The organism is uncultured Arcticibacterium sp., assembly GCF_964021845.1.
Taxonomy (GTDB): Bacteria; Bacteroidota; Bacteroidia; order Cytophagales; family Spirosomataceae; genus Arcticibacterium.
In genome coordinates, this window is sequence record NZ_CAXHZC010000003.1 from 50,267 (window position 1) to 69,549 (window position 19,283).

Consider the following 19,283-nt stretch of genomic DNA (forward strand, 5'->3'; position numbering starts at 1 on the left):
CTTCTTTTTTGAGGAAAGAAGAAACAACCATGGAGTTTTTAAAGGATTTACTCAATTTTCTAAAAGAAAGGAAGAAGTGGTGGCTAGCACCAGTAATATTGGTATTGCTGCTGATAGGCGTACTTATAGTAATTGGCGGGGGCTCTTCTTTGGCACCATTTATCTATACCCTCTTCTAATATGGAAAAACAAAATAACGCTGAAATTATCCTATCAATAGTAATAGGTTTTCTAGCTCTACATTTCATTTTTGATATTCAGGGCTTCTTATATGCGGCAGGAGTTATAGGGCTTTTAGGTTTGTTGTTCTCTGCATTTGCAGGTTTGGTGAGTAAAGTTTGGTTAAAGTTCGCGGAGGTTTTGGGCAGGATAAATGGCTCTATCCTGCTTTCTATTATTTTCTTTCTGGTTTTAACACCGATAGCTTTTTTAATGAGAATTTTTAGTGGAGAAAGTGCTTTAAACCTCAAAAAGCCTGAGAAAACAACCTTTGCCGAAAGGAATCATAAGTACACGGCAGATGATTTAAAAAACATTTGGTAAGAAAAACGCCCGAACTCTATTGAGTTCGGGCGTTTTAATTCTTATTAAAGTCAGACTTAAATATACTGATTGATAATCATCTCAAATAATTCTTGCTTACCACTAATTTGAGCTGGCTCCCCTACTTCGTGAGCTATTTTAGCTAAGTCTTCAAGACTTAACTCTCCTTTCTCAAATTTAGCACCATTTCCAGAATCAAACGAAGCATATCTGTCTGCTCTCATTTTCTTGTAAGGAGATTTGGTCAAAATATTATCAGCAATCAAAAGAGCTCTAGCAAAAACATCCATTCCGCCAATGTGAGCAATAAAGATATCTTCTAGGTCCGTAGAGTTTCTTCTCGTTTTTGCATCAAAGTTTACACCACCTGTAGTGAATCCTTCAGTTTCAAGAATTACTAACATAGCTTCAGTTACCTCAAATAAGTCAACAGGGAATTGGTCTGTATCCCATCCATTTTGATAATCTCCACGGTTGGCATCAATAGAACCCAACATACCAGCATCAGCTGCCATTTGTAATTCATGAGCGAAAGTGTGACCAGCTAATGTAGCGTGATTCACCTCTGCATTGATAGCGAAATCTTTATCTAAACCTTGGTCTCTTAAGAAACCAATTACCGTTTGAGAATCAAAATCATATTGATGTTTAGATGGCTCAGCTGGTTTTGGCTCAATGTAATATTTACCTGTGAAACCTTGCTTTCTTCCGTACTCAGAGGCTGTTCTTAAAAACTGACCTAGGTGGTCTAATTCTCTCTTAGTGTTGGTATTTAATAAAGACATATAACCTTCTCTACCTCCCCAGAAAGTGTATCCAGTTCCACCAAGTTCTATAGTAGCGTCAATACACGTTTTAACCTGTAAACCAGAATGAGCCACAACCTCAAAGTTTGGGTTGGTAGAAGCACCATTCATGTATCTTGGGTTAGAAAACAAGTTAGCCGTTCCCCATAGTAACTTCACACCAGAAGCAGCTTGCTTCTTCTTGGCGTACTCTACTATAGTAGCCATGTTGCTCTCGTATTCTTTTAAAGAATTACCCTCTGGAGACATATCCACATCATGAAAACACCACCAGCCAGCACCTAGCTTTGTGAAGAATTCAAAAGCTGCATCCATTTTATCATGAGCAGCTGTCATTGCATTTGCATTGCTATCCCAAGGAAAAGCTTTCGTTCCTGGACCAAATGGGTCACCACCAGTTCCACAGAAAGTATGCCAGTAAGCGACTGCAAATTTCAAGTGGTCACGCATGGTTTTACCTGCTACCACTCTGTTTTCATCGTAAAATTTAAAGGCCATCGGATTATCCGATTCCTTTCCTTCAAATTTGATAGGCTCCTTTATAAAAGGAAAAAATTCTTTGTCCCCTAAGGTCAGGTTCAAATGGCTGCTCATTGCAAATGATTTTTTATGTTATGAAATAATAAGTGTCAAATATACAATTAATAATTTATTCTATAATATTATCAAATAATTATATGCCAAAAGCACATAAAAAGTAGGCCGCAATAATACAGCCGATGATAGGTCCAACCACAGGAATCCAGGCATAAGACCAGTTATTTCCACCTTTCCCTGCAATAGGAAGTATAGCATGAGCTATTCTAGGGCCTAAATCTCTGGCAGGGTTTATAGCATATCCAGTAGTTCCTCCTAAAGAAAGTCCTATTCCCCAAACTAAAACACCTACCAAAAGAGGTTTTAAGCCAGAATCAGCGTCAGCGTAAATAGACATCACACCAATAATTAAAACAAAGGTGCCGATTACCTCACTCAGTACGTTTCCTAAAGTATGAGGTACCGCAGGCCCAGTACAGAAAATTCCAAGTTTTGCTCCTTGGTCTTCGGTTTCTTTCCAATGTGGCAAATACATAAGCCAAACCATGCAAGCCCCTAAAAAGGCTCCAATAAACTGAGCTATTATAAAAGAAGCCACATTAGCATATTCACCGGAATGCACCGCCAAACCAATAGTCACCGCGGGGTTTAAATGAGCCCCCTGACTTCCAAATTTTTGGGCGACAAAAACACCAAGTGCCACGGCAAAGCCCCAACCTGTAGCTGTCACAATCCAGCCAGAATTATTTCCATAAGTTTTTGCTAAAGAAGTATTAGCATTTACGCCTCCACCAAAAAGTATAAGCATAAATGTCCCGACGAGCTCGCCGATAAAGTTTGTTGTCTCCATTTCAATAGGTTTTTAGGGTTGTTATTCTTGCAATTTAGTAATTTCGCGACTTAATAATAATAGCATGCAATTAAATTCCCTTACGGCCATTTCTCCTGTAGACGGTCGATATAGACGTCATACTGAGAGCCTAGCTCCTTTCTTTTCAGAATTTGGCTTGATACACTACCGTGTCAAAGTTGAAATAGAGTACTTCATAGCACTTTGTGAAAAGCCTTTGCCACAGCTGGCAGAGTTTAACAAAGCCCTTTTCCCTGCTCTAAGAGCTATATATGAAAACTTCAGCGAAGCTGACGCCATAGAAATTAAAGAGACTGAAAAAGTAACCAATCACGACGTAAAAGCCGTAGAATACTTTATCAAAGCGAGGTTCGAAAAAATGGAAATTGCTCAGTTTTCTGAGTTCATTCACTTTGGCCTAACTTCTCAAGATATTAATAATACCTCCATTCCTTGGACATTAAAGGATGCTTCTGAGCAAGTGCTATTCCCAGCAATAGCAGGTGTAATTGAAAATTTAACCGCATTGGCAGAAGAATGGAAAGATATTTCTATGCTTGCTAAAACACATGGTCAGCCAGCCTCTCCTACTCGTTTAGGAAAAGAAATGGCGGTTTTTGTAGAACGCCTTTCCGTTCAGTTTGACCAATTAAAAGCTATTCCGTTCTCTGCTAAGTTTGGCGGAGCCACGGGTAATTTCAATGCTCATCACGTAGCTTATGGCGAACATGACTGGGTGGAATTTGGAAATAACTTTGTCAATAATATTCTTGGTTTAAACAGAAGCCAGAAAACTACGCAAATAGAGCATTACGATAATTTTGCAGCATATTCCGATGCTCTAAAACGAATCAATAACATATTGATAGATTTCTCAAGAGACATCTGGACTTATGTGATGATGGAGTATTTCAAACAGAAAATCAAAGCTGGAGAAATTGGTTCATCGGCCATGCCGCATAAGGTAAACCCTATTGATTTTGAAAATGCAGAAGGAAACTTAGGCGTAGCAAATGCCTTATTAGAGCACTTTGCTGCTAAGCTGCCAATATCAAGACTACAAAGAGACTTAACAGACTCTACAGTACTTAGAAATGTAGGTGTACCAATTGGCCATGCCGTAATAGCACTTAAATCTTTAGAAAAAGGAATTGGCAAATTACAGTTGAACAAAGATGCCATTGATAGAGATTTGGAAAACAACTGGGCAGTAGTGGCCGAGGCCATTCAAACTGTTTTAAGAAGAGAAGGTTTCCCAAAACCTTACGAAGCATTGAAAGACTTAACGCGTAAAAACGAAAAGATTACAGAAAAGTCAATCAAAGAATTTATAGAGTCGCTAGATATTTCTGATAAAGTAAAATATGAGCTAAAAGCCATTACGCCTTTTACTTTTACTGGGGTGTAGTAGAATCTTAAATCTTTATATCAAGCCGAAGCCGTAAGGGTTTCGGCTTTTTTATGGCTCCATTTTCTAATAAAGCCACTTCATCAGCAAGACCTTCGAAGTTTTGACGGTGGGTCCTCCTTTTTGAACCACTTTAATAAACCTAATAACTTGCTATTTCCCTCTATCTCTTAATACATGAGTATCGATATTTCCTTCCGCACAGCGAAAAAACGAATCTCATTTTACTTTTTTAGTCCTATTCTTTCGTTTATTCCAATAGTAATTTAAGCCGATACTTGTCCAATAATTTTTTCTACTTATCGACGGATTATCAATGTGCAGAACACTAAATACATTAATAGCATTCTCTATTTTAAGGGCAATAGTATTACTTCTACGAGGAAGAGAAAGTAAAAGCCCCATTGAAGAATTTACAAATCGATATTTTTCAAATTCAGATACCTTATTTAAGGCTTTTTGATTTATCAAAAAGTTAATATTTAACAAGATATTGGAAATAAACCTTTCCCTCTTAATTAAGTTATAATTCAAGTTTATTGAAGGGTTCAAAAGCCATCCTGAATTTCCTCTTTCATTAATCGACTTATTGTTGAAACCGCCAAATCGACCAATATTTAATCCATAATTTAAATTAAGTTCACGATTTTTTAGATTCACTGTTGTCGCAGTGAAGTAAGTGTCAATTGATAAAATAAAGTCCTCCCGATAATAAAGTCTTTTAGATTTTACTCCTGAGACACTATTAATGGTATACTTCTTTACAAAATTAATTGATGAGGAAAAAGGTGCAGTGTTCTGAGCAGTGACATGCGAATTAATCAGTAAATGACTCATTACTACTATACAACTGAGTGCTTTTAGTTTCATTTGAAACAAAAATAATTCTGACCATTAAAATACATTTCTTTATCCTCCCTTTTTAAGGAAAGTGACAATACTCTATTAGGGGTTAAAGAAAAACAATTTAGACCCAAAGCCAAAAAGCCACTTCCTCTATTACTCCTTTTACATTTCCTGATGCTAATTGAGCAGATTCTTAAAAGATGAGCTTTCTAATCAAATAGAATTTCTATTTTAGCATTAACAACCCTAATTAAAATGCTAAAGAAAACTCCTATCATTCCGTTTATTCTCACCACAAGCCTTTTCGCTCTGTGGGGATTTGCCAATGACATTACCAATCCTTTGGTAAAAGCCTTCGGTACTATTTTTAATCAAAGTCAAACCATAAGCACTTTTGTACAAGTAGCATTTTATGGTGGATACTGCTTAATGGCTATTCCTGCCGCTATTTTTATAAAGAAATACTCTTACAAAAAAGGGCTTTTAATAGGTCTTGCTCTTTACGGTTTAGGCTGTTTAGCATTTATTCCTGCTGCCCAGTTAGGTGTTTTCCAGGTTTTCTTAGTCGCCTATTTTATCATGACTTGTGGTTTGAGTTTCTTAGAAACTAGTGCTAACCCATATATTTTGGCCATGGGCGAAGAAGAGACAAGCACACAAAGGCTAAACTTAGCACAAGCTTTTAATCCTATTGGCTCTATTACGGGTGCATACATAGCTACTAATTTTATTTTGGGCAAAATGAATAAAATGGGTACACAAGAGCGTAGCGAACTATCTGCTACAGACTTTGACGCAGTAAAAATGGCCGACTTAGAAATAGTTAAAGGTCCTTACGTGATTATAGGTTTAGTTCTGATAATCATGTTTGTATTGTTCTTGATCTATAAAATGCCAGAATACAAAGAAGCGGACACCTCTAAAGGGCTAGATATCAAAGGCACTTTTCAGCGATTAATGAAAAATGGCAGATATAAAGAAGGCGTAATAGCACAAGCTTTTTATGTAGGTGCACAAATAGCTATGTGGACTTTTATAGTGCAATATGGAACGGAGGTTTATATGAACCTTGGCATGATTGAAGCCGAAGCAGTAGAAAAGTCCAGTGGTATCCAGATATACGCTTTAGTCCTATTTGCAGCAAGTCGATTTGTTTTTACGTTCCTAATGAAATTTATGCAGCCCGGTTTCTTACTAATGCTTTTAGCCACATTGGCCATTGCCTTATTGCTTCCCGTAATATTTATAGGTGGAGAAATAGGCATGTATTGCATTGTTGGGGTTTCTGGCTGTATGTCTTTAATGTTCCCTACCATTTACGGTATTGCATTAAAAGGAGTAGGAGACGACGCCAAGTTAGGTGCAGCAGGTTTAGTAGCAGCTATTGGCGGTGGTGCACTATTACCATTAGTTCAAGCTTCTATTATTGACAATTCTTCTGTGAATTTATCTTTCACTGTTCCTTTAGTTTGCTTCATTGTAGTAGTGTTTTACGGAAGAAGAGCCTATACCAAATATGCTTAAGCAGAAAATATCAGATACTTGAAGAACTTAAAAGTTTTAACAGAAGGCTTATTTGCTGAAATGAGCCTTTTGCTTTGCTCCTAAACTAGATTCAGTGTTAAAAAATCAATAACTCATTAAGATTTTGCGTTATTAGCAACAGAATAACCATTATTAATGCAAAGATCACTTATAACCATATTCGCATTCCTTATAGGCTTTCAAGTTTTTTCTCAAGAAATGCCACAGCCCGAGGAAGATAAGCCTATTTATTTTGAGCAACCAAAATCAAATTTCAAAGAAAACTTGCACTATGGAGGTAATCTTTGGTTAGGTTTTTTTGGCTCTTTTTACGCAGATCTTTCACCAATGGCGGGTTATGAACTAAACGAATCGGGAACCATTGGAGGTTTAGGTGCTACATTTATTTATCAAGGAAGATACTATGTAGATGGAACAGGTGTAGCCATGGCTGGACCAAGGTTATTTATTCGTCAGCCTATTTGGCGAAGCATATTTGCTCATGCAGAATATGAAATTATAAATGCTCCAGAAAGTCAGTTTTATTCATTTGACAGAAATAATCCTCCTACCACTATCCAAAGAAAATGGGAAGGTTCCCCTTTAGTTGGCTTAGGTTTTTATCAAGGAGGAAATAGACAACAAGCCGGAAGTTTTATCTCCGTAATGTATAACATTGGTCACTCCTATGGCAAAGGGTTTGTTTCTCCCCAAGGTTTAGGCGGCAGTGATTCTCCTTTAGTTCTACGCTTAGGATTCTTCTTTTAAAGGATAATTGTCTTATTCCCGAAAATAAAGACACGGTCATTAAAGACTAGTTTTAGTGCTTTGGTGAGTACCATTTTCTCCACGTCCTTACCTTCTCTTGACATGTCTTTTGAGCTAAACCTATGGTCAACCTTTTTCACGTCTTGGGCAATGATAGGTCCTTCGTCCAAATTGTTATTGACAAAATGAGCTGTAGCTCCAATAATCTTAACACCTCGGTCAAAAGCCTGCTTGTATGGATTTGCTCCGATAAATGCTGGTAAAAAAGAATGATGAATATTGACAATCTTATTTGAAAACTTGGCCACAAAGTAAGGTGTCAAAATCCGCATGTATTTTGCCAAAACAAGATATTCTGGTTTATAACAATTTACCACCTTCATAATTTCCAACTCATGGTCTTCTCTTGAGAGCCCTACATGACTCACATGATGAAAAGGAATGTCAAATTTGTCAACAAAAGGCTTAAGGCTGTCGTAATTACTAATCACCGCCAGGATATTAGCGTTCAACTCGCCAAAGTGATAGCGTGTAAGTAAATCAGAAAGGCAATGATGCTCTTTGGTACACAGAATAACAATATCCTTTTTCTTTTTAGGATTTAACCGGAACTTGATTTCTTCATTTGGCACCCTTTTTCTCAAGTCAGGAATAACTCTTTCAGTGTCAAAACCTTCCTCACTTTCAAACTCCGTTCTCATAAAAAACTGCCCCGCAGGACTCACATACTCATCTTGATTGATAATGTTGCACTCGTTTTTATAAAGAACTTTTGTCACGTGATAAACCAAACCTTTTGAGTCTGGTCCTTCCATTAAAAGGATATTTCTAGTCATTTTCTATTGCCAAAGGCTAATTTTATGCGAAACAAATAGATGGCACTACCATCAAGCAAATTATATGAACTTTATTTTTAGATATTTGTGTTTAAAGTTTCACATAAATAGCAAAAAGTTACATTTCCTTAAAATTAATTGTGATGCTAGAATAATTAATTTTAATTTCATGTTAAACAGGAAAACCCAGAAACCTTTAAGCCTATAAATGAATATTGAATTTAACGATAATTTTGATGAAGTAGGAGACAAAGGCATTAACCAAACCGCAAAGAAATTTGAGGCCATGGTTCTTAATGACGAGTCACACTACCTAAACGAAGATACTTACGAATCACTATCTGAGTTTTACATAGAAAAGTCTGATTGGGTTTTGGCTAAAAAAGCGTGTCAACTAGGCTTAAATCAATATCCTTATTCTTTAGAGCTCCTTTTAAACAGAACCCAACTTCATGTTAATGAACTAGAATATGAAGAGGGTATAGAGCTTTTGGAGAAGGCAGCCACTTTTTTTCCTGCTGATACAGAAATACTGTATATGAAAGGGGTGATATTTAATTTGATGGGCGAGCACAAAACCGCTCTTGAATTACTAGAAAGAGCCTTGCTTCTTTCTGATCAAAAAGATGACATTCACTTTCAGTTAGCACAAACTTTTCAAAATATTGGCGAATTTCAAAAGGCCGTATTTCATTATAAAGAGGCCATAAAGCTGGGCTACGACAATGAAATAGCATACTTAGAGCTTATTTATAACTTGGAATACTTGAATGTTTTAGAAGCAAGTATTCCGTATTTCAAAAATTTAACCGACGAGAAGCCATATTCTCATTATGCTTGGTATTGCCTTGGCCTAGCCTATAGCAGACTAAAAAAATACCCAGACGCTATAAGAGCTTTTGATTTTTCCGTAGTTATAAAAGAAGACTTTGCCAGTGGATGGTTTAACCTTGGACATAATTACATGAATGAGGAAAACTATGAAAAAGCAAAAGAGTCTTACGAAAAAACATTAAGCCTAGAAAAGCCGTCTGCAGAAGTATTGACTTATTTAGCCTCTAGTTTAGAAAAACTTGGTGACTTTTTAGGAGCTTTTCAAAATTTCAAAAAAGCGACAGAAATAGAAGAAAATTGGGAAGAGGCCTGGTATGGAATGGCATCGGTGCTTTTTGAGCAGAAAAAATGGATGGAAGCTATTCATTTTGCAAAAAAAGCAACCAAAATAAATGAAACAAATAGTGACTATTGGCTTATTCAAGGTGATATAGAAGCTCAACTAGGAAATGTAGCTTCAAGCATTGAAGCCTATAATCGTGCCGCTAGCATTGACCCCGAAAACATAGACATATGGTTAAACTGGTCCCTACTATATTTTGATCAAAAAGAGTATCATAAAGCCTTTGAAATTATCTATAACGCCATAGAAGAAGTTCCTGACGAAGCCGACCTTTACTACAGAGCTACCGTTTATTTAGTATATGATGGTACCTATAATGAGGCCTATAAATACCTTCAAGATGGTTTGAATTTAGACTTTGATGCTCACGAGCAGATCTATCCCTTCTTTCCAAACTTAAAGACACAAAAAGCTCTTTTCAGAATTATTGAACAATATAAATAAGCTAGAATGAAATACCATTCTGCGTTAATATATCGATAGCTTCCTGCTTACCTTTTTTTGCCGCCTTTTTATACCATTCTATGGCATCATTTATTAAACCACGGTTAGCGTGGTTAATTCCTATATTATACTCATAATCGCCACTAGGGTCCAACTCAGCAGCCTTTGCCCAATATGCCAAAGCTTCATCATTCCTACCTGTTTCGGCCAAACTTAAACCAATATTTTTATAGGCCACTAAAAAATCAGGTGCTTTCTTAATCAAAGCCTCCAATTCCTCTATCTCCTTCGTAAGGTTTCCTTCTTGTCTATAGCTAAAAGAATGATTTAGCAATAAATCAAGATTATCAGGGTTTTCTAAAATCAATTTATCATAAAGTACCCTAGCCTCTTCCCCTCTTCCTACAGAAGAAAGAATAGAACCATAAGTATGCATATATTCAAAATTATCAGGTTCAGCTTCTGCCGCTAGTTTCGCATACTGATAAGCCTCTTCATTTCTGTCAGTTTTGCTCAGAATCAAAGCCATTAACCAATCCGTTCTAGTTTTAACCGGCATGTAATTATAAGCTCGCTGTATATAAGGTAAGGCTAAATCATACTGCCCTTCGTCAATATACATAGAGCCAATGGTTCGACAAACGTCGGCATTCTTAAAACCATTATTATCTGCCTGTGTTAGGTATTGCTTTGCCAGTGTAAAGTCTTTCTCCCCTAAATGGTACCAACCAATATTACTAAGTACCATGGCATCTTGTGGGTAAACTTTTTCAGCCGGCTTAAATAGTGTGTAACCATTTTTCCAATGGGGCACTTGAACAAAAGTCAATACAGCATAAATACCCAAAAGGCCATAACTTATGTATTTCCAAGAAACGCCTTTTGCTATTTTATTTCCGAGAAATAAGCTTATCAAAAAGAGTGGCCCAATAGAAGATAAATAATAGTATCTATCAGCCACTATGGCACTTCCTACTGGTAAAATCTGTAAAACGGTAGAAATAGCAATAGTGAAGAATGCTACTGCCCACCAAACTCTTTTATCTTTTCTTCCTAAAAAATACATCACACCTAAGAAGACAGGAAGAGCGGCTGCCGCCAAATTGAAAATACCGGGGATAGCTCCGTTTGATTTTCCAGGATAAGGATAAAAAGGTAATAGATTATACGGAATCAATGTTTTAACCCAATAGAAAAGAAAAGAATAACAAGCTATTCTTGCTCGTTCTGAAACCGTGTATGCAGCCGAAATAACTGATGTGGCATCTGCCCCTGCATCTTTCTGTGCAGTGGTGGCTATATAAGCAAAAGATAAAGTGATTATGAAGTATGGAATCTTATCCAACAAGTTTTTTATTGACAGCTTTTTACCCAAAAACCACCAATCGGTGATGATTAATAAAGCCGGCAGAACTACTGCCATTCCTTTTGATAAACATGACAAAACAAAAAACAAGAGCGAAAGACCATATTGAAGTTTGTTCTTTTCGGCATCGTACTTCAAATAAGTCCATATGGAAAGAAGTAGGAAGAGTGTATAAAGCACATCTTTCCTCTCTGCCGCCCAAGCAACTGACTCTACGTGCATAGGGTGTAAAGCAAAGAAACCTGCCGTTAAAAGTGCTACCCAAGTATTCTTATTCAACTTCTTAATAAGAAGATAAACCAAAAAACTATTTAAGCCATGAAGCCATAGGTTATTAAAGTGGTAAAGCCAGGGGCTTTCCCCAACTAGTGCGTACTCTATAGCCAAAGAGAGCATAGTTAAAGGATGAAAGTTACCAACATGAAAGCCCGTCAAAAGAGCATTAAGGTCAAATGTTTTAACCGCCTCATTAAGGGTAATATAAGGGTCATCATCCCAAACCAAGCCATTTGACCAAATTTGAGCATATGACAAAAAGATTCCACCTATCAAAATAAGTAAAACCCACTTTTGATCAATTTCAAAACTAGCCTGCTCAACTGGTACTGAACTTACTTCCTTTTTAGCTTCTGAAGCCTTTTTATTCTTTTGATACCTATTTTTTGCCATCTAAACGCTGTCTTCAACAAATTGTAATTATTACAAATTTGTATAAAAATGTGACATTTCCATCCTTCCATGCCCTATAAAATCATATTTTGGCTAATTGTAACAAAATGAGGTACTTTGCGTTCTGATTTGGCAGTACTATTGCAAAGCTTTAAAAAGCTTCTGCTAACTCACTAAAAACGAAATCTTTAATGTTAAAAAGGCTTTTCTTTCTTGCTTCAATACTTACTCCTTTTATGTCTTTAGCCCAAGATATAACAGAAGATGTGGTAAAAAACGACGAAGACATTTCGGCTGAAGCCTCTTTCATAGAAGGTATGAAAGAATACATTGCCGAAAACTATGCTAAATCGGCTAATATATTTGAAGGCGTCATTAAGAAGCACACACCCACGGCAGGAATGTATCACATGCTTAGCAAAGCCTACCTCCAACTAAACAACTTGAATGACGCATCTGTAGCTGCAAAAGAGACGCTAAACCTAGAAAAAGATAACACCTACTATCAAACGTTTTATGCAGATATACTAACGCAACTTTTAGACTATGACGGTGCCATTGATTTATACAAAAAGGTAATCCGAAAAAACCCTTTAGACATAGCTACTTATATTCTTTTAAGTGAAATTTATATAGTACAAGAGGAGTATGATGATGCCATAAAGCTTTACAATCAGGTTGAGAAAAACATTGGCTCTGACGAAGAAATATCTCACAGGAAGCAAATGCTCTATTTGAGGCAAAACAAGGTAGATGAAGCCATAAAAGAAGGTGATAGACTTATGGAAAGTCAACCATTAGACCCTGAATATGTTTTAAACCAAGCTCAGATAATGATTGGCAATCAGAAATTACCTGATGCCGAAAAGCTACTTTTAAACCACCTTAAAAACGACCCAAACTTAGCTGAAGGCCACGTACTATTGGCTGATATTTATAGACGCTTTGGAGACATTAATGCCTGTCACGAACAATTGGAACTTGCCTTTGAGAATCCATCATTAGAATCTGAGATAAAACTTAAAGTGCTTGGCTCTTTTATAAAATTAGTAGAAGAAAAACCAGATACCGAAAGTATCAATAATGCTATTTCCTTAACGCAAGACCTAATTGACATTGACCCTAAATTGGCTGGAGCCTATGTTTTCATGGGTGATCTACTTATGAAAAAGGGTAGACTGGAAGAGGCTAGAGAAAATTATGTTAAGTCTACAGAGTTTGACAAGTCTGTTTTTGAAGTTTGGTTAGCCATAGTAGAATTAGACACTAAAACAGAAAATCTACAAAACTTAGTAAAAGATGCAGGAAAAGCAGCGGAATACTTCCCGAATCAAGCATTTTTCTGGTATCACTTTGGGTATGGAAACGTTTTAATTAAAGATTACGAAGAAGCTATTTATGCACTAGAAGAGGCTAGAAACCTCTCCTTTGACAAGCCTGAGCTCTTAAAACATATCTTATCTTTATTAGGAGATTCTTATAACGCCACCAAGCAATACACTGATTCAGAAAGAGCCTATGAGGAGGCACTGAAAATGGATCCTGAGTACTTACCCGTTTTAAACAACTATAGTTATTTCTTGGCTTTAAGAAACAAAAACCTCCCGAAAGCCCAAGAAATGTCTAAAAGGCTCGTAAGTCTTTCTCCTTCCAATGTCGATTATTTGGACACCAGAGCTTGGGTTTTATTTAGAGCCGAAAACTACCTACACGCTAAAGAAGTCATTGAAAGTGCTGTGATTTATGCCAAAGATGTCAACGGAACTGTCTTAGAACATTACGGAGATATTTTGTACAAACTAGGAGACAAACCTCAAGCCTTAGAGCAATGGAAAAAAGCCAAACTATTAGGTGAAAACAGCAAAACGATTGACCAAAAAATTTCAGAACAGAAATACATAGAATAATCCTTTTTCATGGCCCTTAAGTTAGTTCGCCTTCTAATTCTCTTTTGCCTTCTATTTGTACAGTTTTCCTGCAAGCGAAGTAAAATTCAAAAATCCATTGCAGAATTACCAAAATCAGATATTGCTGGAATTGACTCTACTTTAATAGCTCCCAGTGTTTCAGATTTAGTAATTCAAGAGTCCGATTTTCAATATCTTAAACTTAAGAGTAAAATTGATTTCCAATCTGAAAACCTATCACAATCTTTCCCTGCCAATATTCATATCAAAAAAGATAGTGTCATTTGGATTTCTGTTTCTGTGGGAATAGAAGCCGCTAGATGCCTAATAACACAAGACTCTATTCAGTTTTTAGATAGAATCAATCGTAAATATTACGAACTAAGCATCACAGAGCTAAGTGAACAGTTCAATTTTGACTTTAACTTTAGTATTTTACAATCGCTACTCATAGGTAACCTGCCTTTTAACAAACGAGACAAAGACCAAGTGATTTTAAATAGTTTGTACACCAGCTTGTTTCAACAAGCAAGGAATATTAAAATTGAGAACCAAATTGATAACGTTAGTCATAAACTAACTACTGTTCTTGCTGAGGATTTAGGAGGCAAAAGTAAGCTTGGCGTTTCATACTCTGACTTTTTTCAAGAAGTAAACGGTGGTGTGGTGCCTCATGCAATCTTTGCAAAAATTGATGTTTATAGAGGAGATATCATAAAAACTTCCACACTTGACTTCAAACATACTAAATTTGAATTCTTAGATAGCGAACTCCGCTTTCCTTACGCCATTCCTAAAAGTTATCAGAAGGGTGTAATAGTCTTTTAAAAGGAACTACATTCTTTAAAAATTAGCTTTAATTTTGAATATGAATTTCAATCTCAAAAAGGCAGCCCTCTTTATCACATTTTTATGTGTAGGCTTCTCTGTTTTGGGTCAAAAGTCAAGAGAACAGTTAGAACAAGAAAAAAAGGCTAACCTTGAAAACATCAAGCGAGCAGAAAGGGTTTTAAACCAAACTAGCTCTAAGAAGAAGGCCTCACTAGGGAAAGTAAAAGCACTAAATACCCAAATAATAAATCAGCAAAAGCAGATTGACCTTTTCTCTGAAGACATTAACCTTATCAATACAGAAATTAGTGAGTTAGAGCTGGCAAATGCTGAGCTTCAAAAGAAACTATCCGCATTAAAAAAGGAGTATGCCGAAATGCTTTATATAGCTTCCAAATCAAGTGGAAAGCTAAATAAACTAAGCTTTCTTTTTTCTGCAAGGTCATTTAATGACCTTATTATGCGATATAAATACCTGGAACAATACACTGATAACCGGAAAATTCAGGTGGCTCAAATAAATACTGTTTCGGAAACTCTTGCAACTAGGCAAAAGGATTTGTCACAAAAAAAAGTGCAGAAACAGAGTGTTTTAACCCAAAAGAAAGGTGAAACCAATAAATTGTCTTCTCTAAAAAGAGAACAGTCATTAACGGTAGCCCAATTAGCAAAACAAGAAAAGCAAATTAGGAAAGAGATTCAGGACACTAAAAAGTCTATTAAGAGGTTAGATAATTTGATATCTTCTATCATTAGAAAGTCTTCAAATAGTAATGTCACTAAAAATGAAGCTGTAGTAAATACAGCTTTGTCCGCCTCATTTCAAAACAACAAGAAAAGACTTCCTTGGCCTGTTCAAAATGGCTTTATCTCCGATAAATTTGGTGTTAAAAACCATCCCCTTTTGAAGAATATCAAAATTGACAATAATGGTGTAGATATTCAAACTTCACCAAACGCAAGAGTCAGTTCCGTTTTTGACGGGATAGTACTAGATATCTCTCAAATCCCTGGTTTAAACAATGTCATTGCCATTCAGCACGGCGACTACTATACCGTTTATGCCAACTTAAAGTCTGTAAGTGTAAAACTTCAGGACAAAGTAATAGCAGGGCAGCTGATAGGAATAGCAGGTCAAAAGGATGGTGAATACGAAATCAACTTCCAAGTTTGGCAGCAATTCACTAAAATGAATCCTGAGCTTTGGCTAGCTAGAAAATAGCTCGATTTGGAAAGCACAAAAAAAACTTCAATCTTCAATAATAATTAAAGCATAATCATGTCTGTACATTCCGATATTAAGAGAGTCACCACCAACATTCTTCGCAACATGAAAGACAATGGTGACAAGATTGCTTGTTTAACAGCATATGATTACTCTATGGCTGCATTAGTAGATGCCGCTGGCATTGAACTTATTCTTGTGGGCGATTCAGCTTCCAATGTAATGGCAGGCCATGAAACCACCCTTCCTATCACACTAGACCAAATGATTTACCATGCTCAAGGTGTGATACGTGCCGTAAAAAGGGCTCTAGTGGTGGTTGACTTACCTTTTGGTAGTTATCAAGGAAACTCCACGCAGGCTTTAAAGTCGGCCATCAAGATTATGAAAGAATCTGGAGCACATGCCGTAAAAATGGAAGGTGGCAAAGAAATAGAAGAGTCGATAACCCGCGTATTAAGTGCTGGAATTCCCGTAATGGGTCATTTAGGCTTAACACCACAGTCTATTTATAAATTTGGAACTTACACAGTAAGAGCAAAAGAAGAGGAAGAGGCCGACTTACTAAAGTCAAATGCTAAACTTTTAAACGACTTAGGTTGCTTTGGTGTAGTTCTTGAAAAAATACCAAGAGGCTTGGCTGAAGAAGTAACTGCTTCTATAGAAATCCCAACCATTGGGATTGGTGCAGGAAGTGGCTGCGACGGTCAAATCTTGGTAATTCATGATATGCTTGGTATAAATAAAGACTTTAGTCCGCGTTTTTTAAGACGTTATGCCGACCTACATAAAGAAATGACAAATGCTTTTACAGGCTATATAAAAGATGTAAAATCGGGAGACTTTCCGAACGAAAAGGAGAGTTATGGCTAGTGGTGGCTAAACTCCGCACACCAAAATAAAAACCAAATGGAACTTAGAGCCTATCCATATTTACGCTTAGTTCTCTTTCTAATTATTGGAATATACGCTTACGAATATCAATTCTTAAGCGAAACAGTTTTTCTATTAATTGCAGCCACTGCCGCTGTTTTTTTCACACTTGGATATTTCTTCACCAAAGCTAATATCCTTCAAAGCCTAGGAATCTATACTCTTCTATTCTGCCTTGGATTTGGGGCGGCTCAAGTCAGCAGAGAAAAACAATCTAAAGACTCCTTAAGTGAATTGGATAGCTACATGGTCAGAGTTAACGGTGCCGTTGAAACAAAACCCAAATCTTTTAAAGCAATTGCCGAAGTTTTAAAAACAAAAAATGACAGTATTTGGAAACAATCAAAAGGAGAAGTTTTACTGTATTTCACTAAAGAATTAGACAAACCAAAATACGGCGACATTTACCTTATCAATAATTCACCACGAGAAATAGAAGGGCCTAAAAACCCATTTGAGTTTAATTACAAAACCTTTCAGAACAGAAGAGGTATCCAATCACACCATTTCCTTAGAAAAGACGATTTCATTAAACTAGGCCATAAAGCTAAATACCCAATTCTAGCATGGTCTTATAAACTGAATGAACAATGCGGCAACATTCTTAATCAAAAACTGAACAGTAAAGCTGGTTTAGCTGTGGCGGAAGCTATGTTGTTAGGAACCAAAGACGAATTAGATAACGAAACCAGGGACGCCTACGCTACAGCAGGGGCTGTTCATATCTTAGCTGTTTCTGGTTTGCATGTTGGAATATTGATGTTGATGCTTAATTTCCTTTTCAGTCCTTTAAAAAGAAAGCCTATACTCTTTGGAATACTTACAGTCACGTTACTTTGGGCATATGCTGTTTTCACAGGTCTATCTCCAAGTGTAACTAGAGCTACATTAATGTTCAGTCTGTTTCAACTTGGAACAATGTTTAAAAGAGACAAAAACAGTATAAATGTTTTGGCCGGCTCCGCCTTCTTACTTTTATTGTTTAAACCCTTCTGGCTTTTTGAAGTTGGATTTCAATTGTCCTATCTGGCCATTTTTGGAATTATCTATTTATTCCCATATCTGAATAAACTCTACGAACCCAAAAACTGGCTTTTAGCTAAACTTTGGCAAATAAGTATAGTCTCGATTGCAGCCCAATTATTTACTTTCCCTCTAAGTATTTACTATTTTCACCAATTCCCAAACTATTTCCTTTTAACTAATCCTATAGTAACTGTCATGAGTTTCGCAGTACTTTTTGTAGGTATTCTTAGCTTAATTCTTACCGCCGCCCCTCTTATCTCAGATATACTTTACTGGATACTGAACTTTGTTTTAGACCTTTTGAATAAATGCATTTTTCTAATTTCTTCTCTTCCTGAATCCAAAGCTCTCGGCTTTTCTATTTCTCAAGTGGAAGTGGTTCTACTTTATTCATTCTTATTCTGTGTCATTTTGTTTTTCTTAAAAAAGGATATAAAATTCTTTTTAGCCGCGTTTATCCTGCTAGCTGGTCTATCCTTCTGGAACATTTCAGAAGACCTTAACCAAAGCAAGCAAAAGGCTTTAACCTATCATTTCATTCCTAAATCATCGGGAGTTAGTATTATTCAGGCAAAGTCCGCAGTGTTTTTAACAGACTCCACCACCGCCAACAATCCGAGAGCATATGACTTTCACCTTAAAAACTATTACGACAACAAAGGAATTCAAGACTATAAGATCGTCAGTCCTGAAAAGGAGAACACAAGCTACACTTTTGAAGTAGCTGGTTCTAAAAACCTTTGGATAAGGAAGTTTTATCGCGGCAAAGTAAGTGAGGAATTCAATAGGATATTGGTGTCAAATAACGCTGTTTACGATCTCGAAAAACAATTTAACACCTATCCTAAGCAAATAATCCTAGATGATTCTAACTCGAAATACCGAATAAGCAAACTCAAAAACCAAGCAGATTCTTTAGGAATTAACTTAATCTCACTTTATGAAAGTGGCGGAACCACTTTCAACTACTAAACCCGTGGAATCCATTTAACCTCCTCGGCATCTTCTTCTTTGCCGATGAGCCTAGACAAGACAAACAGATAATCAGAAAGCCTGTTTAAATACTTAATAAGAATAAAGTCTAAGCCAGCTTCATCATGAAGCCTGATAGCACATCTTTCAGCCCTTCTGCAGACAGTCCTAGCTAAATGAGCATAAGAAACGTTAATAGCACCACCCGGCAACACAAAATGTCTTAAACTTGGCAAATTCTCATTCATGGAGTCCATTTCCTTTTCTAAAAGTTCAATATCATCCTCAATAAGGTCAGGGAGTTTTTTGGTTCTCCCCTCTGGAATTGAAGCCAATTCTGCCCCTATGGTAAAAAGTCTATCTTGAATTTCTTTCAAAAGAGCCCTTCGTTCCATATTTTTCGAAACATCTCTCAGTAAACCAATCCAGGAATTTAATTCATCAACGCTTCCATAAGCCTCAATTCTTAATTCTCCCTTACTGATTCGCTCTCCACCAATTAAGCCGGTGGTACCATTATCACCAGTTTTAGTATAAATCTTTGACATAATTATTTTTAGAAATAATGCAGGGCTAAATTTGCACTCAATTTAATACTACCACAAGAAATTTAGG

17 protein-coding genes are annotated in these 19,283 nt (G+C 36.5%); 11 read left to right on the forward strand and 6 right to left on the reverse strand.

Annotated features, from left to right (window positions below; all coding sequences use genetic code 11):
* Positions 1-8: 8 nt before the first annotated feature.
* Positions 9-179, forward strand: a complete 171-nt coding sequence (locus AADJ06_RS09720) for a DUF5989 family protein (RefSeq protein WP_341226248.1) — start codon at positions 9-11, stop codon at positions 177-179.
* Between the two features lies 1 nt (position 180).
* Positions 181-543 (forward strand): SxtJ family membrane protein, encoded by a 363-nt coding sequence (locus AADJ06_RS09725; RefSeq protein ID WP_341226249.1) that lies wholly within the window; start codon positions 181-183, stop codon positions 541-543.
* A 56-nt stretch (positions 544-599) separates the two neighbouring features.
* Here the strand turns inward: AADJ06_RS09725 and xylA are convergent, their stop codons facing one another.
* Both xylA and AADJ06_RS09735 read right to left on the reverse strand, forming a co-directional pair.
* A complete protein-coding gene (xylA, locus tag AADJ06_RS09730) occupies positions 600-1,943 on the reverse strand; it encodes a xylose isomerase (protein WP_341226250.1) in 1,344 nt (447 codons plus the stop codon).
* 79 nt (positions 1,944-2,022) lie between these two features.
* Positions 2,023-2,736 carry an MIP/aquaporin family protein gene (locus tag AADJ06_RS09735; protein WP_341226251.1) on the reverse strand — a complete coding sequence of 238 codons (714 nt, stop codon included), beginning with the start codon at positions 2,734-2,736 and terminating at the stop codon, positions 2,023-2,025.
* Between the two features lie 64 nt (positions 2,737-2,800).
* Between AADJ06_RS09735 and purB the strand changes: the two genes are divergently transcribed.
* Complete coding sequence (gene purB, locus AADJ06_RS09740; RefSeq protein ID WP_341226252.1) at positions 2,801-4,144, forward strand: adenylosuccinate lyase; 1,344 nt, start codon at positions 2,801-2,803, stop codon at positions 4,142-4,144.
* Positions 4,145-4,363: 219 nt separating this feature from the next.
* Here the strand turns inward: purB and AADJ06_RS09745 are convergent, their stop codons facing one another.
* A complete protein-coding gene (locus AADJ06_RS09745; RefSeq protein ID WP_341226253.1) occupies positions 4,364-5,014 on the reverse strand; it encodes a hypothetical protein in 651 nt (216 codons plus the stop codon).
* Between the two features lie 231 nt (positions 5,015-5,245).
* On the opposite strand from AADJ06_RS09745, the gene fucP reads away from it, so the two are divergent.
* Together fucP and AADJ06_RS09755 are read left to right on the forward strand one after the other, a co-directional pair.
* Positions 5,246-6,514 carry an L-fucose:H+ symporter permease gene (gene fucP / locus AADJ06_RS09750; protein WP_341226254.1) on the forward strand — a complete coding sequence of 423 codons (1,269 nt, stop codon included), beginning with the start codon at positions 5,246-5,248 and terminating at the stop codon, positions 6,512-6,514.
* A 156-nt stretch (positions 6,515-6,670) separates the two neighbouring features.
* Positions 6,671-7,282: a hypothetical protein gene (locus tag AADJ06_RS09755; RefSeq protein ID WP_341226255.1), complete on the forward strand. Its 612-nt coding sequence runs from the start codon at positions 6,671-6,673 to the stop codon at positions 7,280-7,282.
* Here the strand turns inward: AADJ06_RS09755 and purU are convergent.
* Positions 7,279-8,118 (reverse strand): formyltetrahydrofolate deformylase, encoded by an 840-nt coding sequence (purU, locus tag AADJ06_RS09760; protein WP_341226256.1) that lies wholly within the window; start codon positions 8,116-8,118, stop codon positions 7,279-7,281. The two genes, AADJ06_RS09755 and purU, sit on opposite strands and share 4 nt — an antisense overlap.
* 208 nt (positions 8,119-8,326) lie before the next feature.
* On the opposite strand from purU, the gene AADJ06_RS09765 reads away from it, so the two are divergent.
* On the forward strand, positions 8,327-9,739 hold the full coding sequence (locus tag AADJ06_RS09765) for a tetratricopeptide repeat protein (RefSeq protein WP_341226257.1): 1,413 nt from the start codon (positions 8,327-8,329) through the stop codon (positions 9,737-9,739).
* Between the two features lies 1 nt (position 9,740).
* Here AADJ06_RS09765 and AADJ06_RS09770 read toward each other — a convergent pair whose 3' ends face one another.
* Positions 9,741-11,774 carry a tetratricopeptide repeat protein gene (locus tag AADJ06_RS09770; protein WP_341226258.1) on the reverse strand — a complete coding sequence of 678 codons (2,034 nt, stop codon included), beginning with the start codon at positions 11,772-11,774 and terminating at the stop codon, positions 9,741-9,743.
* 191 nt (positions 11,775-11,965) lie between these two features.
* On the opposite strand from AADJ06_RS09770, the gene AADJ06_RS09775 reads away from it, so the two are divergent.
* Genes AADJ06_RS09775 through AADJ06_RS09795 form a run of 5 tightly spaced genes read left to right on the forward strand, consistent with a single transcriptional unit; the run spans position 11,966 to position 18,668 of the window.
* A complete protein-coding gene (locus tag AADJ06_RS09775) occupies positions 11,966-13,681 on the forward strand; it encodes a tetratricopeptide repeat protein (protein WP_341226259.1) in 1,716 nt (571 codons plus the stop codon).
* Positions 13,682-13,690: 9 nt separating this feature from the next.
* Positions 13,691-14,509: a DUF4292 domain-containing protein gene (locus tag AADJ06_RS09780; RefSeq protein WP_341226260.1), complete on the forward strand. Its 819-nt coding sequence runs from the start codon at positions 13,691-13,693 to the stop codon at positions 14,507-14,509.
* A gap of 40 nt (positions 14,510-14,549) precedes the next feature.
* Positions 14,550-15,734, forward strand: a complete 1,185-nt coding sequence (locus AADJ06_RS09785; RefSeq protein ID WP_341226261.1) for a peptidoglycan DD-metalloendopeptidase family protein — start codon at positions 14,550-14,552, stop codon at positions 15,732-15,734.
* A gap of 57 nt (positions 15,735-15,791) precedes the next feature.
* Positions 15,792-16,610 (forward strand): 3-methyl-2-oxobutanoate hydroxymethyltransferase, encoded by an 819-nt coding sequence (gene panB, locus AADJ06_RS09790; protein ID WP_341226262.1) that lies wholly within the window; start codon positions 15,792-15,794, stop codon positions 16,608-16,610.
* A 36-nt stretch (positions 16,611-16,646) separates the two neighbouring features.
* On the forward strand, positions 16,647-18,668 hold the full coding sequence (locus AADJ06_RS09795) for a ComEC/Rec2 family competence protein (RefSeq protein WP_341226263.1): 2,022 nt from the start codon (positions 16,647-16,649) through the stop codon (positions 18,666-18,668).
* On the opposite strand, the gene AADJ06_RS09800 is transcribed toward AADJ06_RS09795, so the two are convergent.
* Positions 18,665-19,216 carry a cob(I)yrinic acid a,c-diamide adenosyltransferase gene (locus AADJ06_RS09800; protein WP_341226264.1) on the reverse strand — a complete coding sequence of 184 codons (552 nt, stop codon included), beginning with the start codon at positions 19,214-19,216 and terminating at the stop codon, positions 18,665-18,667. The genes AADJ06_RS09795 and AADJ06_RS09800 overlap by 4 nt on opposite strands.
* Positions 19,217-19,283: the final 67 nt, after the last annotated feature.

Excerpts from the sequence above, each read along its gene's own strand:
- AADJ06_RS09775 (WP_341226259.1), top strand. The coding sequence starts at position 11,966 with ATGTTAAAAAGGCTTTTCTTTCTTGCTTCAATACTTACTCCTTTTATG.
- AADJ06_RS09795 (WP_341226263.1), top strand. The coding sequence starts at position 16,647 with ATGGAACTTAGAGCCTATCCATATTTACGCTTAGTTCTCTTTCTAATT.
- AADJ06_RS09785 (WP_341226261.1), top strand. The coding sequence starts at position 14,550 with ATGAATTTCAATCTCAAAAAGGCAGCCCTCTTTATCACATTTTTATGT.
- xylA (WP_341226250.1), bottom strand. The coding sequence starts at position 1,943 with ATGAGCAGCCATTTGAACCTGACCTTAGGGGACAAAGAATTTTTTCCT.
- fucP (WP_341226254.1), top strand. The coding sequence starts at position 5,246 with ATGCTAAAGAAAACTCCTATCATTCCGTTTATTCTCACCACAAGCCTT.
- AADJ06_RS09780 (WP_341226260.1), top strand. The coding sequence starts at position 13,691 with ATGGCCCTTAAGTTAGTTCGCCTTCTAATTCTCTTTTGCCTTCTATTT.
- AADJ06_RS09725 (WP_341226249.1), top strand. The coding sequence starts at position 181 with ATGGAAAAACAAAATAACGCTGAAATTATCCTATCAATAGTAATAGGT.
- AADJ06_RS09745 (WP_341226253.1), bottom strand. The coding sequence starts at position 5,014 with ATGAAACTAAAAGCACTCAGTTGTATAGTAGTAATGAGTCATTTACTG.
- AADJ06_RS09755 (WP_341226255.1), top strand. The coding sequence starts at position 6,671 with ATGCAAAGATCACTTATAACCATATTCGCATTCCTTATAGGCTTTCAA.
- purB (WP_341226252.1), top strand. The coding sequence starts at position 2,801 with ATGCAATTAAATTCCCTTACGGCCATTTCTCCTGTAGACGGTCGATAT.
- panB (WP_341226262.1), top strand. The coding sequence starts at position 15,792 with ATGTCTGTACATTCCGATATTAAGAGAGTCACCACCAACATTCTTCGC.
- AADJ06_RS09765 (WP_341226257.1), top strand. The coding sequence starts at position 8,327 with ATGAATATTGAATTTAACGATAATTTTGATGAAGTAGGAGACAAAGGC.
- AADJ06_RS09735 (WP_341226251.1), bottom strand. The coding sequence starts at position 2,736 with ATGGAGACAACAAACTTTATCGGCGAGCTCGTCGGGACATTTATGCTT.
- AADJ06_RS09800 (WP_341226264.1), bottom strand. The coding sequence starts at position 19,216 with ATGTCAAAGATTTATACTAAAACTGGTGATAATGGTACCACCGGCTTA.
- AADJ06_RS09770 (WP_341226258.1), bottom strand. The coding sequence starts at position 11,774 with ATGGCAAAAAATAGGTATCAAAAGAATAAAAAGGCTTCAGAAGCTAAA.
- purU (WP_341226256.1), bottom strand. The coding sequence starts at position 8,118 with ATGACTAGAAATATCCTTTTAATGGAAGGACCAGACTCAAAAGGTTTG.